The sequence below is a fragment of the Streptomyces bacillaris genome (assembly GCF_003268675.1).
In the GTDB taxonomy this organism is placed as follows: domain Bacteria; phylum Actinomycetota; class Actinomycetes; order Streptomycetales; family Streptomycetaceae; genus Streptomyces; species Streptomyces bacillaris.
Genome location: NZ_CP029378.1, coordinates 3,677,531 through 3,692,294 on the forward strand (window position 1 = coordinate 3,677,531; position 14,764 = coordinate 3,692,294).

General features: G+C 71.5%; 14 protein-coding genes and 4 tRNA genes. 9 read left to right on the forward strand and 9 right to left on the reverse strand.

From position 1 onward, the window contains the following. Nucleotides 1–101 precede the first annotated feature (101 nt). From DJ476_RS34495 to DJ476_RS35150, 4 genes are all read left to right on the forward strand, one after another. Nucleotides 102–239 carry a hypothetical protein gene (locus tag DJ476_RS34495; RefSeq protein ID WP_162638706.1) on the forward strand — a complete coding sequence of 46 codons (138 nt, stop codon included), beginning with the start codon at nucleotides 102–104 and terminating at the stop codon, nucleotides 237–239. A gap of 75 nt (nucleotides 240–314) precedes the next feature. Then, the gene (locus DJ476_RS15685; RefSeq protein ID WP_112490807.1) at nucleotides 315–794 is read left to right on the forward strand and encodes a glycine-rich domain-containing protein; all 480 of its coding nucleotides are present in this window, start codon (nucleotides 315–317) and stop codon (nucleotides 792–794) included. Between the two features lie 22 nt (nucleotides 795–816). Beyond that, a complete protein-coding gene (locus DJ476_RS34915) occupies nucleotides 817–954 on the forward strand; it encodes a hypothetical protein (RefSeq protein WP_164837750.1) in 138 nt (45 codons plus the stop codon). A gap of 148 nt (nucleotides 955–1,102) precedes the next feature. After that, nucleotides 1,103–1,339, forward strand: a complete 237-nt coding sequence (locus DJ476_RS35150) for a helix-turn-helix domain-containing protein (protein WP_208853504.1) — start codon at nucleotides 1,103–1,105, stop codon at nucleotides 1,337–1,339. Nucleotides 1,340–1,442: 103 nt separating this feature from the next. On the opposite strand, the gene DJ476_RS15695 is transcribed toward DJ476_RS35150, so the two are convergent. From DJ476_RS15695 to DJ476_RS15720, 6 genes are all read right to left on the reverse strand, one after another. Then, nucleotides 1,443–1,516: transfer RNA gene (locus tag DJ476_RS15695), tRNA-Lys, on the reverse strand. A gap of 224 nt (nucleotides 1,517–1,740) precedes the next feature. Further along, on the reverse strand, nucleotides 1,741–3,969 hold the full coding sequence (locus DJ476_RS15700; protein WP_103421191.1) for a DEAD/DEAH box helicase: 2,229 nt from the start codon (nucleotides 3,967–3,969) through the stop codon (nucleotides 1,741–1,743). Between the two features lie 239 nt (nucleotides 3,970–4,208). Next, on the reverse strand, nucleotides 4,209–4,814 hold the full coding sequence (locus DJ476_RS15705) for a hypothetical protein (protein ID WP_112490808.1): 606 nt from the start codon (nucleotides 4,812–4,814) through the stop codon (nucleotides 4,209–4,211). Nucleotides 4,815–4,990: 176 nt separating this feature from the next. Further along, complete coding sequence (locus DJ476_RS15710; protein ID WP_070200611.1) at nucleotides 4,991–5,362, reverse strand: fluoride efflux transporter FluC; 372 nt, start codon at nucleotides 5,360–5,362, stop codon at nucleotides 4,991–4,993. Further along, complete coding sequence (locus tag DJ476_RS15715; RefSeq protein WP_103421189.1) at nucleotides 5,359–5,835, reverse strand: FluC/FEX family fluoride channel; 477 nt, start codon at nucleotides 5,833–5,835, stop codon at nucleotides 5,359–5,361. The genes DJ476_RS15710 and DJ476_RS15715 overlap by 4 nt, the downstream gene beginning before the upstream one ends. Beyond that, nucleotides 5,832–6,182, reverse strand: a complete 351-nt coding sequence (locus tag DJ476_RS15720) for a metallopeptidase family protein (protein WP_015610126.1) — start codon at nucleotides 6,180–6,182, stop codon at nucleotides 5,832–5,834. Before DJ476_RS15720 ends, DJ476_RS15715 begins: the two co-directional genes overlap by 4 nt. A 178-nt stretch (nucleotides 6,183–6,360) precedes the next feature. On the opposite strand from DJ476_RS15720, the gene DJ476_RS15725 reads away from it, so the two are divergent. The 4 genes from DJ476_RS15725 (at nucleotide 6,361) to DJ476_RS15740 (ending at nucleotide 8,323) form a co-directional block, all read left to right on the forward strand. After that, complete coding sequence (locus DJ476_RS15725; RefSeq protein WP_112490809.1) at nucleotides 6,361–7,962, forward strand: metallophosphoesterase family protein; 1,602 nt, start codon at nucleotides 6,361–6,363, stop codon at nucleotides 7,960–7,962. 80 nt (nucleotides 7,963–8,042) lie between these two features. Further along, nucleotides 8,043–8,115 (forward strand) — tRNA-Glu (locus DJ476_RS15730). Nucleotides 8,116–8,153: 38 nt separating this feature from the next. Further along, nucleotides 8,154–8,228, forward strand: a tRNA-Asp gene (locus DJ476_RS15735). 21 nt (nucleotides 8,229–8,249) lie between these two features. Next, nucleotides 8,250–8,323 (forward strand) — tRNA-Phe (locus tag DJ476_RS15740). A gap of 42 nt (nucleotides 8,324–8,365) precedes the next feature. On the opposite strand, the gene DJ476_RS15745 is transcribed toward DJ476_RS15740, so the two are convergent. The 3 genes from DJ476_RS15745 to DJ476_RS15755 form a co-directional block, all read right to left on the reverse strand. Further along, nucleotides 8,366–9,214, reverse strand: coding sequence for a cytochrome c biogenesis CcdA family protein (locus DJ476_RS15745; protein WP_112490810.1), 849 nt, complete (start codon nucleotides 9,212–9,214; stop codon nucleotides 8,366–8,368). Further along, nucleotides 9,211–10,065, reverse strand: a complete 855-nt coding sequence (locus tag DJ476_RS15750; RefSeq protein WP_103421186.1) for a DsbA family protein — start codon at nucleotides 10,063–10,065, stop codon at nucleotides 9,211–9,213. Before DJ476_RS15750 ends, DJ476_RS15745 begins: the two co-directional genes overlap by 4 nt. A gap of 66 nt (nucleotides 10,066–10,131) precedes the next feature. Continuing rightward, nucleotides 10,132–10,569: a hypothetical protein gene (locus tag DJ476_RS15755; RefSeq protein WP_112490811.1), complete on the reverse strand. Its 438-nt coding sequence runs from the start codon at nucleotides 10,567–10,569 to the stop codon at nucleotides 10,132–10,134. A 142-nt stretch (nucleotides 10,570–10,711) separates the two neighbouring features. Between DJ476_RS15755 and hrpA the strand changes: the two genes are divergently transcribed. Further along, nucleotides 10,712–14,644 carry an ATP-dependent RNA helicase HrpA gene (gene hrpA / locus DJ476_RS15760; RefSeq protein ID WP_112490812.1) on the forward strand — a complete coding sequence of 1,311 codons (3,933 nt, stop codon included), beginning with the start codon at nucleotides 10,712–10,714 and terminating at the stop codon, nucleotides 14,642–14,644. Nucleotides 14,645–14,764: the final 120 nt, after the last annotated feature.

Sequence of the window (14,764 nt, forward strand, 5' to 3'; positions counted from 1 at the left end):
CGTGTGATCCGGCCGGAAGCCGAGGTCGTGCCGCTCGAACGACCGGAGACCACCGACCGGTTCCCCGCCTGCGAGTGCCCCGAGTGCCGCGGCGGTGCGTCGTGAAGACGGCCGCGGAGGACACCGAGTACCGGGCGCTCCTCGGCCACACGATCAGCTGCCCGACCTGCCGCGCCGACAACCCGTGCCCGACCGCTGCCCGTCTCCGCGCAGCCGTCCGCCAGGCCCGGCACCACTGACTCCCGCCCGGCCGCGCACTCCCTGGCAGGACCGCGACCGGGCGGGCGACCCCCAACCGGAAGAAGGAGATCACCATGAGCGTAGGCCAGTTACCCGTCATCGCCCGAGGGCTCATCGCCGACGAGCGGTTCACCAGCTGCCGCACCACCGTCATGGACGCCAACCCCGACATGCCCCAGGACATGGCCGGCCGGATCGTCGAGGAGGCGCTGAAGTTCGTGGCTGCCTGCTCCCGCAACCCCGGCGTCGGCCTGGCCCCCTCGCGGATCGTCGACGAGGGGTGGCACGCACTGCTGCTGCACACCGCGATGTACGCCGAGCTGTGCGAGGAGCTGGGCGGGAACTTCGTCCGTCACTTCCCCGGGTACGACCCGACGAACTACGACCCGGCCATCCTGGACCGGACCCGGCAGGCCATCGCCGGCCTGGGGTACGTGCCGGATGCGGAGCTGTGGGGCGACCCGTCCGACGAGACCCTCGCCGCGGTGGCGGCTCGGTGCCAGCACGCCCCGGAGTGCACGATCCGGCCGATGCCGAAGCCGGAGTGGCCGTAGCCTTCTGGGCAGGAGGTGCCTCATGGCGAAGGAATGGATCGACCCGCGGTACGCGGACATGGTGGCCGCGTGGAAGGCCGGGCAGCAGCCGGACTCCCGTGACCCGGAGGAGCCCCGCCCGGTACGGGGGTTCCTGATCCCCACCAACCCGGAGGCGTAGCCCGCCCAGGACGACCGCAGCCCCTGCCTCTCACACGAGGCGGGGGCTGCTTCGTGCTCTCACGATGCCTGCCCCGAAGGGCCATCGCCTCTGGAATCCCCACCTTCGGGTGGAGCAGGGGAGCCCTCGGCGAGGAAGGCTTCTGCCCATGGAGACGCCAGCGACGCCGCCGCCCCACTTCACGACGACGCGGGAAGTCGCGGCGCTCATCCGCAAGACGCCGGGCGCCGTGCGCCAGATACGGCATCGCGGCACCGGCCCGAAGCGAGGGCGCAAGGTCGGCAGAGCCACGCTCTACCCCCATGCCGCCGTCATGGAGTGGCTGGACGCGCTGGAGCTCGTCGACCCGCTGGCGAGGCGGGGCGATGAGCGTCTCGCCTCGTGATCGTTTGCACTTCGATGGAGCTTCGATGGAGCGCGCGCCCTGAATGCCCCAGAATATGAAACGACCCCAGACCAGAGAAACACTCTGACCTGGGGTCCAGGGGTAGGCCGTGTGGGACTCGAACCCACAACCAACGGATTAAAAGTCCGCTGCTCTGACCAATTGAGCTAACGGCCCCGGTCGCATCACCCACGAGCATAGCCCGCCCGGTCCCGGCAGCCGATCCGGTATCGGTGTCGGGCCCTGTCGGGGCGCCGTCGTGTCCCTTTCGGGATGGGTTGTGCTGTTGATGGGGTGGGGTGTGCTGTTGGGGACGGGGACGGCAACAGGGCCCGTACGTCACCGAGTCGGTTCGGTGGCGTACGGGCCCTGCCGGTCTGTCAGGCGGACCTGTTCAGTGGTCAGCCGTTGCGCTTCCAGCGCGGCTTGTCGTCGCGGCGGCCGAAGGAGCCGGTGTTGGTGCCGGTGTTGGCGCCTCGGTGGTCGTCACGACGGCCGGTCGGGCGGTCGTGGCCGCCGGAGCGGAAGCCGCCGGAGGGGCGGTCGTCGCGACGGTCGCGGTTGAACGGGCGGTCGCCGCCACCGGAGCGGAAGCCGCCGGAGGGACGGTCGTCACGGCGGTCGCGGAACGACGGACGGTCGTCGCGGCGCTCGAAGGAACGGCCACCACGGTCATCGCGGCGGTCGCCGCCACCGGAGCGGAAGCCACCCGAGGGGCGGTCGTCGCGACGGTCGCGGTTGAAGGAGGGGCGGTCGTCACGGCGCTCGAACGAACGGCCACCACGGTCGTCACGGCGGTCGCCGCCACCGGAGCGGAAGCCGCCCGACGGACGGTCGTCACGGCGGTCGCGGTTGAAGGAGGGGCGGTCGTCACGGCGCTCGAACGAACGGCCACCACGGTCATCGCGGCGGTCACGGTCGCGGTTGAACGACGGGCGGTCGTCACGGCGGTCGTTGCCTCGGTAGCCGCCACGGTCGCCACCGCGGTTGTCACGGCGCTCGTAGTTGCCCCGCTCGTCGCGGCGCTGCTCCTCACGGGCGGCCGGCTGCTCGGGGACGGAGATGGCGGCCACCAGGGCGGCCTCCGCCTCGGCGGTGACCTCGGCCACCGCGGCCTCGGGGTCCTCGCCCCGCTCGCGGGCGGCACGGGCGACCAGGCGGTCGGCCTCCTCGCGCAGCTCGACGGCGCGGCGCTGGACGCGCTCCAGCTGCTTCGTCAGGTCGGCGGCCTCGCGCTCGGCCTGCTTGGCGGCGTTGTTCGCGGAGTCGGCCTGGACCTCGGTGAGCGAACGGGCGCCGGTGATCTCGGCGACCTCCGGCTCGAAGACGCCCGCGCCCTGGACGATGTGGCGCGAGGCGTCGACGCCCGCGTCCTCCATCAGGCGGAAGATCTGGCGGCGCTGGTGCGGGAGCGCCAGCGAGACGACGACACCGGACTTGCCGGCGCGGGCGGTACGGCCCGAGCGGTGCAGGTAGTCCTTGTGGTCACCGGCCGGGTCCACGTTCAGGACCAGGTCGATGCCGTCCACGTGGATACCGCGGGCGGCCACGTCGGTCGCGACGAGCGCGTTGACGTAACCCTTCTTGAAGTCCTCCAGGACGCGCGTACGGGCGCCCTGGGTCATGCCGCCGTGCAGCGCGTCGGCCTTCACGCCGGACTCGATGAGCTGCTCGGCGATGCGGTCGGCGCCCAGCTGGGTGCGGACGAAGATGATGGTGCGGCCCTTGCGGGCGGCGATGGCGGCCGTGACCGGCGCCTTGTCCTTCGGCTTCACGACGAGGACGTGGTGCGACATGGTCGTGACGTTGCCCTGGGCGCTGTCGACCTCGTGGGTGACCGGGTTGGAGAGGTAACGCTTGACCAGCGTGCCGATCTCGTTCTCCATGGTGGCGGAGAAGAGCATCCGCTGACCGCCGGCCGGAACCTGGTCCAGCAGCTCGGTGACCTCGGGCAGGAAGCCCAGGTCCGACATCTGGTCGGCCTCGTCGAGGACGGCGACCTGGACGTCCTCCAGGGAGCAGGCACCGCGGTTGATGATGTCGCGCAGCCGGCCCGGGGTGGCGACGAGAACGTCGACGCCGCGCTCCAGGGCGTAGATCTGGTTGCCCATCGACGTACCGCCGCAGACGACCTTCATCTTGAGGCCGAGCACGTCGCCGTACGGCTGCAGCGCGTCCGCGACCTGCATCGCGAGCTCACGGGTCGGCGTGAGGATGACGGCGCGGGGCTTCTTCTTCTCGGTGCGGCCACCGGCCAGCGCGGCCAGGGTCGGCAGACCGAAGGAGAGGGTCTTGCCGGAGCCCGTACGGCCACGGCCGAGGATGTCCTTGCCGGCCAGGGCGTCCGGGATGGTCGCCGCCTGGATCGGGAAGGGGGTGGTCACACCGTTCTGCGCGAGCTTGCGGACGATGCCCTCGGGCAGGCCCAGGTCACCGAAGGTGATGGTCGGCTCGGCGTCGGCCTCGGCGGCCGGAGCGGAGTCGGAGGCGGTGGTGTCGTCGGCGTCGACGTGGGCGTCGGAGCCGGTGTCCGTCTCGGACTCCGCGGCGGCGGACGTGCCCGCCGGGGCCTCGGTCACCGCGGACTCGACGAGCTCGGTGAGCGCGTCGGTGTCGATGTTCTCGGGCATGACGGTGCGGTCAGAACTGGAAATTGACATGCGAAATGCGAAACCTTCCGGAGTCTCGGCACGCGCCCATAACTCCGTGATTCGCAATTTCGACCGCCTCAATGCGGTCCAGCCACGGCAAGGGAGAGTACGCGCCACACGGCGCTCTTCTGTGTCGGCGCCGGGCAATGGGATCAAACGATCTACCACCATACGCACTCTCACCCACATTGCGCAACCCGCGCCCTCCGAGTCTCCTGCTACACCGGCCCCACCTGCGGTGATGCCTCCGGCGTCCGCAGCGGCCTGCCCTCGTCCGCCCCGCCCATCGACTGCGTCCGCAGCTGTGCGGCGGGTGAGGCGGAGGGGGGCGGCTCGGAGGGCTCGGTGGGCTCCGGGTCGGGGTCCGGGTCCGGGTCGGGAGAGGGCGGCGGAGCGGGCGGCTCCGGGACGACCGGCGGCGGCTCCCCCGGGCCCGGCGTGGAGGGCGTCGGGGCCGGCGGATGGCCCGGGCGCGAGGGCTGCGGGGCGCCGGGCTCGGGGCGCGGGCCCTTCGTCGCGTCCGACGGCGGCACGGTGGCCGACGCCTCCGGGCTCGGCTCCTTCCCCGGGTTCTTCCGGTCCGCGCCCGCCTCGGCGTCGGCGGAGGAGTCGGAGTGGGGGTGGGCGTCACCGCCGCGGTGGCCGGTGCCGCCGGAACCGGCCACCGTCTCACCGTTCAGCTCGATGGGCCCGCCCGTCGAGTCGGCGGAGCCCGAGGGCCCCGGCCTGGCACCGTCGTCGCCGACGCTCATACAGCCGGTGGACGCGGCGATCGTCAGCGCGGTGACGGCTGCCCAACGGACGGGGACGGACAATTTGCGCACGGGTGGCACCTCCGGGGCGAGGGAGCGGTGTTCCTGGGGAGAGCGGAGAACGGGAGGGACGGAGCCTGTTGTCGTACGGCTACGAGCAGCACGCCGTACGCGGTGGCTGTGGTGCCGTGCCCAACTCCCCGGACCCCGCCGGAGACACGCCCGAAACCCCGCCCGCTCCCCCGCCGCTACCCGAACCCGCCCGCCAGCTCCGCCCCCAGGAACACCGCGCCCAGCCCCACCAGCAGCGACGCCACCACGTTGGCCGCGGCCAGGAAGGCCCGGCCCGTCTCGGCCAGGCGGAGGGTCTCGTACGAGAACGTGGAGTACGTCGTCAGCGCCCCGCACAGCCCCGTCGCCAGCAGGGCGTGCGCCGGGGAGGAGACCGCGGCCCCGGTCAGCACCCCGAGCAGCAGGCTGCCCGCCGCATTGGCCGTGAAGGTGCCCCAGGGGAAGACGTAGGCGACGCCGTGGCCCTGGTGCGCCTGGACCGCCCGGTCCGTCAGATAGCGCAGGGGCGCGCCGACCGCCCCGCCGACCACCACCAGCAGCCAGTTCACCCCGCACGCCCCTCGTCCCGTACGCCGCGTACGCCCCCGTCCAGCAGCCGTCTCGTCGCCGCCGCGCCCGCCCAGACCGCCGCCAGGGCCGCGAGGACCGTCGCCACCATGTACGCCACCGCCGCCACCAGTTCCTGACGGACCAGCAGGCCCGAGACATCGGCCGCGTACGTCGAGAAGGTCGTGAACCCGCCGAGCACCCCGACCCCCAGGAACGGCCGGACCAGCGGGTGGGTCACCCGGCCCCGCTCCACGGTCAGCACCATCAGGACGCCGATCAGGGCGCAGCCGCTCACGTTGACGACGAACACCGTCCACGGGAAGCCGCCACGGGGGGTCGGCCAGAGCACCAGGGCCCCGTAGCGCGCGAGGGCGCCCAGCGCACCGCCCGCCGCGACCGCGCCCAGCACCCGGGCCTGCGGGGCGGCGGGCGGTCCCGGTTCCGGAAGCTCCTCCGGCGCCTGCTCGCTCACCCGTAGCCGAGGGCGTGCAGCCGCTCGTCGTCGATGCCGAAGTGGTGGGCGATCTCGTGGACGACGGTGATCTCGGTCTCGGCCACGACGTCCTCGTGGGTCTCGCACATGCGCAGCGTCGGGCCCCGGTAGATGGTGATCCGGTCCGGCAGCACCCCGGCGTACCACTCGCCCCGGTCGGTGAGCGGGGTGCCCTCGTAGAGCCCGAGCAGGTCGGGGTCGCCGGGCTCCGGTTCGTCCTCGACGAAGACCGCCACGTTGTCCATCAGCCGCATCAGCTCCGGCGGAATCCGGTCAAGAGCCTGGCTGACCAGTTCCTCGAACTGTTCCCGCGTCATCTCCAGCACTCCGCCATTGTCACGTACGGGAGGCCGGTACGGGCAGGTGGCCGCGGCCTCTGATCCACTTCGCGGACGTTCCTGATCCACTTCGCGGCGCGTTCCTGATCCACCGCACGGGCATTCCTGATCCACTTCGCCGCCGGCTCCCCGCATGGGCGGGCCCGTACCGGGGCATACGCGCCCAATGGTCCGCGTCCCGTTCCGTGCCGCAGCCCACCGCGTCCGGCACCGCCTCAGCCAGCTCGTCCGCCCGAAGTCCCGTGCGCGCAATCCCACCGGTGCTCCCGGCGACCTGAGCGCGGGGAACGGGACCCCCAACCCGTACGTCCGCGCCCTCGGCCTGCTCGGCGTCGTCGTGATCGGGGCCTGGCTCGGGCTGCTCGCCGTCGGTTCCATCCGTACGCCGGTCGGGCCGATGGACACCAACATGACCCTGCGCCCGTCCCTCACCGGCGGCAGCAAGATCAACGTGTCCCCGCTGGGCGCCCTGGAGCTGGACTCGCACATCGCCCCGCTCCGCCTCGACGTGGACGTCGACCGCCTCGACCCGGTGCGCTCCCAGGCCCTGGTGGACCAGCCGGAACGGTTCTCCGGGCTCCAGGACGAGGTCACCCGGGACGTCGCCGCCGGCACCCGCGAGCTGGCCGTACGCTCCTGCGTCGCCGTGATCTCCGGGGCGACCGCCCTCGGCCTCGTCGTCTACCGCCGCCCGCGCCGCGCCCTGGCCGCGGGCGGGCTGGCGCTCACCCTGCTGGCCGCGTCGGGCGTCAGCGCGTACGCCACCTGGAACCCGAAGTCCGTCCTGGAGCCCAAGTTCTCCGGGCTGCTCTCCAGCGCCCCGTCCCTCGTCGGCGACGCCCGCTCGATCGTCACCGAGTTCGACATCTACCAGCGGGAGCTGGCCCGCCTGGTCACCAACGTCACCCGGCTGTACGACGCCACCTCCACGCTCCCCGTCTACCAGCCGGACCCCGGCACCATCCGCGCCCTGCACGTCTCCGACATCCACCTCAACCCGGCGGCCTGGCACATCATCGCCTCGCTCGTGAAGCAGTACGAGATCGACGTGATCATCGACTCCGGCGACACGATGGACCACGGCTCGGCCGCCGAGAACGGCTTCCTGGACCCGATCCGCGACCTCGGCGCCCCGTACGTCTGGGTGCGCGGCAACCACGACTCCAAGGTCACGCAGGCGTATCTGGAGAAGTTCCGGAACGTGCGCGTCCTGGACAACGGGCGAGCCGTGAACGTGGCCGGGCTGCGGATCGCCGGCACCGGCGACGCCTCGTTCACCCCGGACCGCACCCGCCCGGTCGGCGGCAAGGCGGCCGCCGAGCTGGAGGGGATGCGCCTGGCCTCCGCCCTCCGCGACCAGGAACAGGCGGGCACCCCGGTCGACATCGCCGTCGCCCACGACCCGGCCACCGCCCGCCAGACCGACGGCACGGTCCCGCTGGTCCTCGCGGGCCACCTCCACAACCGGGTCAACGAACAGCTCAAGGGCGGTACGCGGCTGAAGGTGGAGGGCTCCACGGGCGGCGGCGGACTGCGCGCGGTGCAGAACGAGAAGCCGGAGAAGGTGCGCGCCTCGGTGCTCTACCTGGACCGCTCGACCCGCCGCCTCCAGGCCTGGGACGAGATCACGCTCGGCGGTCTCGGGCTGACGACGGCCGAGGTCAGCCGCCATCTGCCGGAGGAGAACCTGGAGAAGGAGACCCCCGCCTCGCCCTCGCCCAGCCCGTCCCCGACGGGCTCTCCGGCGCGGCCCACCCCCTCGCCGTAAACCGTTTTGGCGATAGCTCCACCCATCCCATATGCTTCTCACGTCCCCGACGCGCTGCAAAGCGAACCGGCGGGCCAATAGCCCTCATCGTCTAGTGGCCCAGGACGCCGCCCTTTCAAGGCGGTAGCACGGGTTCGAATCCCGTTGGGGGCACGTTTCACCGTGTGCGAGACTTGTTTCGCGCATTGCTTGGTCCTGTGGAGCAGTTTGGAGTGCTCGCCACCCTGTCAAGGTGGAGGCCGCGGGTTCAAATCCCGTCAGGACCGCTGCAGTCTCTGTGGCTGCGTGGCTGGGTAGCTCAGTTGGTACGAGCGATCGCCTGAAAAGCGATAGGTCGCCGGTTCGATCCCGGCCCCAGCCACTTCTCGAAGGCCCCGTCCGGTGGACGGGGCCTTCGCCGTTCTCACCCCTTCTCGGCTTCCTCCACCGCCGGTTCGCGCCGCCGCCAGGCCCGTACGCCGAGAGCCCCCAGCACCACCAGCACCACGGCCCCCAGCAGCACCGCGTCCGACACCCGCTCGCCCAGCTTCTGCGCCCACTGCTCGACGGCGAACGAGCTGTCGACCCCGAGCAGGCCGGGGAGCGCGGTGGTTCCGTCGTACGCGAGGAAGAGCGCGCCCAGGCCGATGAAGAAGAGGCCCGAGAGCAGCGACGTGGTGTGCAGCTCGAACCGGCCGAGCCGGACGGTCCGGCCGCGCAGCCAGGTGCGGCGGCCCAGGTCGAAGCGTTCCCAGAGCAGGGCAAGGACGAAGAGCGGGACCGCCATCCCGAGGGCGTAGACCGCCAGCAGCAGGCCGCCGTAGACCGGGCTGCCGCTCACCGCCGCCACCGTGAGGACGCTGCCGAGGATCGGGCCCGCGCAGAAGCCCGCCAGGCCGTAGACCGCGCCCAGGGCGTAGACGGAGAAGGCGGTGGTGGGGCGGATGCGGCCGCTGATCTCCGCCATGCGCTTCGACGCGAAGCCCAGGCCGACGATCTGGGCGGCCCCGAGCGCGATGATCAGCCAGCCCGCGCCGGTGACCAGGGCGTCCCGGTGGCCGTAGAAGAGCCGGCCCGCGTACGAACCGGCGGCGCCGAGCGGGACGAGCGTGGTGGCGAGACCGGCGTAGAAGATGCCGGTACGGGCCAGCAGGCGCGAGGTGGAGTCGATGGAGTACGCGAAGAAGGCCGGGAGCAGCAGCGCGCTGCACGGGCTGACCAGGGCGAGCAGTCCGCCGAGGAAGGCCGCGAAGTAGCCGATGTCCGCCGTCACTTGGCGGAGTCCTCGGAGTTCCCGGAGTCCTCTGAGCCCGTGGAGTCCTCTGCGCTGCCCGCCGTGCCGGTGGTCCTCGCCTGCTCCGCCGCCGCCTCGATCGCGCGCGTGAACGTCTCCTTCGGCTGCGCCCCCGCGATCGGGCGGCCGTTGATCAGGAACGACGGGGTGGACGTGGCGCCGATCCCGTACGCCTGCTCCTGGTCCTTCGCGACGGCCGCGCGGGCGGCCTCGCCGTCCAGGTCCTTCATGAACCGGGCCAGGTCCTTGACCCCGGCCTCCTGCGCGAGGGCCTTGACCCGGTCCTTGGAGAACCCCTTCTCCTTCGCCCCCTCGGCGTAGGCGGCCGCGTGGAACTCCCAGAAGCGGTCCTGCTGCCCGGCGGCCCAGGCCCCGCGCGCCGCGTTCTCGGACTCCTCGCCGAAGATCGGGAAGTTGCGCCACTCGATGCGCAGGGTGCCGTTCTCCACGTACTCCTTGATCAGCTCGGGCTCGGTGTCCCGGGCGAACTTGCCGCAGTAGCCGCACTTGAAGTCGGCGTACTCGATCAGGACGACGGGGGCGTCCGCGCGGCCCACCGCCAGCTTGTCGCCCGCGTCCCGGCGGGCCAGCTTCGCCAGCTCGGGGTAGACGCCCGCCTGGGCGTCGGCGGAGACCTCGGCGGCGGGGCCGGTGGCGGAGGTCTCCTTCGAGGAGGAGCCGGGGGAGGTCGCCTTGTAGGAGGCGAAGCCGAGGAGACCGGCGGCCACGACGATCACCGCGCCGTAGACGAGGGGCTTACGGGACGAGGGCCGGCTGCTCCTGGGCGCGGGCTTCTTCGACGCGGACGTGGGCTTCTTGGGCGTGGGCATGCGGCACTCCGTGCTGTGGTGCGGAAGAACGAGAAAGGTGGTGCGGGTCGGGGCGGGAGCCGCGGCCTACACCCGTAGCACGGAGAGTTCGACGGGGGTCGGGGTGGCGGGGGCCGGGGCGCGGGCCCGTATCCCTGAGGGCTCCTCGGCCGACAGGGCGCCCGTCGTGGCGGGCGGCAGCCCCCACGGGGCGAGGCCGGGTGCCTGGTCGTACGCGGCACGGGCCCGGGTCGGGACGGCCGGTTCGCCCTCGTGGTCGTGGAGCTTCCCGCAGCCGGGGACCCGGGTGTCCGCGTCGGCGGCCTCCACCACGGGGGCCGGGGCGACGGTCGTGGCCACCCGTACGCCAGTGCTCGCCCCGGCAGTCGCCTCGGGCGTCTCCCGGGCGGAGACCGCCACCGGGGAAGGCGAACCGGCGGCGGAGGAGGCCACCACCGGCCCGCACAGCAGCCCCATCACGACCGCGAGCAGCGCCGTCAGACAGCACCACTGCGTACGGGACACGGGACCGGCACCTTTCGTACGGGGAGGGGCTGACGGGACGGGGCCGAGCGTTCGGCTGCCTGAAAGGGTACGTGGCGCGTGACGCACTCCGCCCGAAATGCGGTCGCCACTCCTCGCGCCCGGGTGAGATCCTGGGATCCGTATGTCTACTTCCTTCGCCGATCTCCAGTCCCAGCTCGGACAGCTCTCGCTCCGTGACGCGAACCGGCTCGGCCGGCGCCTCGAAGGAGCGCGCCGCATCCGCAAGCCCGAGGCCCGCCAGTCCGTGCTGGACGAGATCGCGGCCGAGGCGGGCAAGGCGGCCGACCGGCTCGCGTCGCGCGCGGCCCGGCTGCCGGCCCTGTCGTATCCCGAAGAGCTGCCGGTCAGCCAGAAGAAGGACGAGATCCTGGAGGCGATACGCGACCACCAGGTCGTGATCGTCGCCGGTGAGACCGGGTCCGGGAAGACCACGCAGCTGCCCAAGATCTGTATGGAGCTGGGGCGCGGCGTCCGGGGCATGATCGGGCACACCCAGCCCCGCCGGATCGCGGCGCGCACGGTCGCGGAGCGGGTCGCGGACGAGCTGAAGACGCCGCTGGGCGAGACCGTCGGCTGGAAGGTCCGCTTCACCGACCAGGTGAACCCGGAGTCGACGTATCTGAAGCTGATGACGGACGGCATCCTGCTCGCCGAGATCCAGACGGACCGCGAGCTGCTGGCGTACGACACGATCATCATCGACGAGGCCCACGAGCGGTCGCTGAACATCGACTTCCTGCTCGGCTATCTGGCCCGGCTGCTGCCGCGCCGCCCGGACCTGAAGGTCGTCATCACCTCCGCGACCATCGATCCGGAGCGGTTCGCGCGCCACTTCGGGGACGCACCGATCGTGGAGGTCAGCGGGCGGACGTATCCCGTCGAAGTTCGCTACCGCCCTCTCCTCGAAGAGGACAGCGAGGACTCCGACCGCGACCAGATCACCGCGATCTGCGACGCCGTCGACGAGCTGAGCCACGAGGCCCCCGGCGACATCCTGGTCTTCCTCTCCGGGGAGCGGGAGATCCGGGACACGGCGGACGCGCTGAACAAGCGCAACCTCAGACACACCGAGGTGCTCCCCCTCTACGCGCGCCTCTCGCACGCCGAGCAGCACCGCGTCTTCCAGCGCCATACGGGACGCCGCATCGTCCTCGCGACGAACGTGGCCGAGACCTCGCTGACCGTCCCCGGCATCAAGTACGTGATCGACCCGGGCAACGCCCGTATCTCCCGCTACAGCCACCGCACCAAGGTCCAGCGGCTGCCGATCGAGCGGATCTCCCAGGCCAGCGCCAACCAGCGCAAGGGCCGCTGCGGCCGTACGTCGGACGGGATCTGCATCCGGCTCTACTCGGAGGACGACTTCGTCACCCGGCCGGAGTTCACCGATCCGGAGATCCTGCGGACCAACCTGGCCTCCGTCATCCTCCAGATGACCGCCGCCGGGCTCGGGGACATCGAGAAGTTCCCCTTCATCGACCCGCCGGACCACCGCAACATCCGCGACGGCGTCCAGCTCCTCCAGGAGCTGGGGGCCCTCGACCCGGCGGAGAAGGATCCGAAGAAGCGGCTCACCCCGCTCGGCCGCAAGCTCTCCCAGCTGCCCGTCGACCCTCGGCTGGCCCGGATGGTCATCGAGGCCGACCGCAACGGCTGCGCCCGCGAGGTCATGGTCATCGCCGCCGCGCTCTCCATCCAGGACCCGCGCGAGCGGCCCGCCGAGAAGCAGACGCAGGCCGACCAGCAGCACGCCCGGTTCAAGGACGAGACCTCCGACTTCCTCGCCTTCCTCAATCTCTGGCGCTATGTCCGGGAGCAGCAGAAGGAGCGCGGCTCGTCCTCGTTCCGCCGGATGTGCAAGCAGGAGTATCTGAACTTCCTGCGCATCCGCGAATGGCAGGACATCTACGCGCAGCTGCGGACGGTCGCCAAGCAGATGGGGATCACCGTCGAGGAGCCCAAGGGCGACGAGTCGATCCCCGAGCAGGCGATCCACACCTCGCTGCTCTCCGGGCTGCTGTCGCACATCGGGCTGAAGGACACCGAGAAGAACGAGTACCTGGGCGCGCGCAGCGCCAAGTTCGCGATCTTCCCCGGGTCGGCGCTCTTCAAGAAGCAGCCCCGGTTCGTGATGTCGGCCGAGCTGGTGGAGACCTCCCGGCTCTGGGCGCGGGTCAACGCCAAGGTCGAGCCCGAGTGGATCGAGCCGCTGGCCCAGCACCTGGTGAAGCGCACCTACAGCGAGCCGCACTGGGAGAAGGACCAGGCGGCGGTGATGGCGTACGAGCGGGTCACCCTCTACGGGGTGCCGATCATCGCCCAGCGCAAGGTCAATTTCGGCCGGATCGACCAGGAGGCCTCGCGGGATCTGTTCATCCGCAACGCCCTGGTCGAGGGCGACTGGCGCACCCACCACCAGTTCTTCCACGACAACCGCAAACTGCTGGGCGAGGTCGAGGAGTTGGAGCACCGCGCCCGACGCCGCGACATCCTCGTGGACGACGAGACGCTCTTCGACTTCTACGACCAGCGCATTCCGGAGCACATCGTCTCCGGGGCGCACTTCGACTCGTGGTGGAAGCACAAGAAGCGCGAGGAGCCGGACGCCCTCGACTTCGAGCGCTCCATGCTGATCAACGAGAAGGCCGGGGCCGTCACCAAGGACGACTACCCGGACTCCTGGCGGCAGGGGAAGCTCAAGTTCAAGGTGACCTACCAGTTCGAGCCGGGCGCGGACGCGGACGGTGTGACCGTCCACATCCCGCTCCAGGTGCTCAACCAGGTCACCGCCGAGGGCTTCGACTGGCAGATCCCGGGGCTGCGCGAGGAGGTCGTCACCGAGCTGATCCGCTCGCTGCCGAAGCCGATCCGCCGCCACTACGTCCCCGCGCCGAACTACGCGGAGAAGTTCCTGGACCGGGCCGTCCCGCTCCAGGAGCCGCTGCCGGTCACCCTCGCCCGTGAGCTGCACCGGATGGTCGGGGTGCCGGTCACGGCGGACGACTTCGACCTCTCCCGGGTCCCGGACCACCTGAAGATCACGTTCCGGATCGTCGACGAGCGGCGCCGCAAGGTGGCCGAGGACAAGGACCTGGAGGCGCTCCGGCTGAAGCTGCGCCCCAAGGCCCGTCAGGCCCTCTCCAAGGCCGCCGCGGCGACCGCGGGGCCCTCGGGCGAGTCCGTCGAGCGCTCGGGCCTCACGGACTGGACGATCGGCACGCTGGACAAGGTCTTCGAGACGCGGCGGGCCGGGCAGCCGGTGAAGGCGTACCCGGCCCTGGTGGACCAGGGCGAGACAGTCGCCGTACGGCTCTTCGACACCGTGGCCGAGCAGCAGCAGGCGATGTGGCGCGGCACCCGGCGGCTGATCCTGCTGAACATCCCGGTGAACCCGGCGAAGTTCGCCTCCGACCGGCTCACCAACCAGCAGAAGCTGGCCCTCTCCCGCAATCCGCACGGCTCGGTCCAGGCCCTCTTCGAGGACTGCGCCACCGCCGCCGCCGACCGGCTGATCGCCGCGCACGGCGGCCCGGCGTGGGACGAGAAGGCGTTCCGGACGCTGTACGACAAGGTCCGCGCCGATCTCGTGGACCTGACCGTCCGCACGGTCGACCAGGTGCAGCAGGTGCTGGCCGCCTGGCAGGCCTGTGAGCGGCGGCTGAAGGCGACCACCAGCCCGACGCTGCTCGCCAACGTCACCGACGTCCGCGACCAGCTGGCCCGGCTCGTGCCGCCCGGCTTCGTCACGGCCACCGGTCTGCGCCGGCTGCCCGACCTGATGCGCTACCTGGTGGCGGCCGACCGGCGGCTCCAGCAGATGCCGACGGCCGTGCAGCGGGACACCACGCGGATGGAGAAGGTCCACGAGATGCAGGACGAGTACGCCTGGCTGCTCGAACAGCTCCCGCAGGGACGGCCGGTGGCGCAGGAGGTGCTGGACGTCCGCTGGATGATCGAGGAGCTGCGCGTCAGCTACTTCGCGCATGCGCTGGGCACCGCGTTCCCCGTCTCGGACAAGCGGATCGTGAAGGCGATCGACGCCCTGGCGCCCTGAGGAGGAGGGCCCCGCGGGGCCCGGGAGGCGGTGACGGAGTCACCACCAGGAGTGAAGTCGACCTGACCCTCCCACCTCCTGTACAGTCTGGTTTCGCAGCAAGCCGCAAGGCAAGCGGCG

Bases quoted from the DNA above. Each gene is read 5' to 3' on its own strand.
- DJ476_RS35150 (WP_208853504.1), top strand. From the start codon at position 1,103: ATGGAGACGCCAGCGACGCCGCCGCCCCACTTCACGACGACGCGGGAA.
- DJ476_RS15750 (WP_103421186.1), bottom strand. From the start codon at position 10,065: ATGCCCACGCCCAAGAAGCCCACGTCCGCGTCGAAGAAGCCCGCGCCC.
- hrpA (WP_112490812.1), top strand. From the start codon at position 10,712: ATGTCTACTTCCTTCGCCGATCTCCAGTCCCAGCTCGGACAGCTCTCG.
- DJ476_RS15700 (WP_103421191.1), bottom strand. From the start codon at position 3,969: ATGCCCGAGAACATCGACACCGACGCGCTCACCGAGCTCGTCGAGTCC.
- DJ476_RS34915 (WP_164837750.1), top strand. From the start codon at position 817: ATGGCGAAGGAATGGATCGACCCGCGGTACGCGGACATGGTGGCCGCG.
- DJ476_RS15725 (WP_112490809.1), top strand. From the start codon at position 6,361: ATGGTCCGCGTCCCGTTCCGTGCCGCAGCCCACCGCGTCCGGCACCGC.
- DJ476_RS15685 (WP_112490807.1), top strand. From the start codon at position 315: ATGAGCGTAGGCCAGTTACCCGTCATCGCCCGAGGGCTCATCGCCGAC.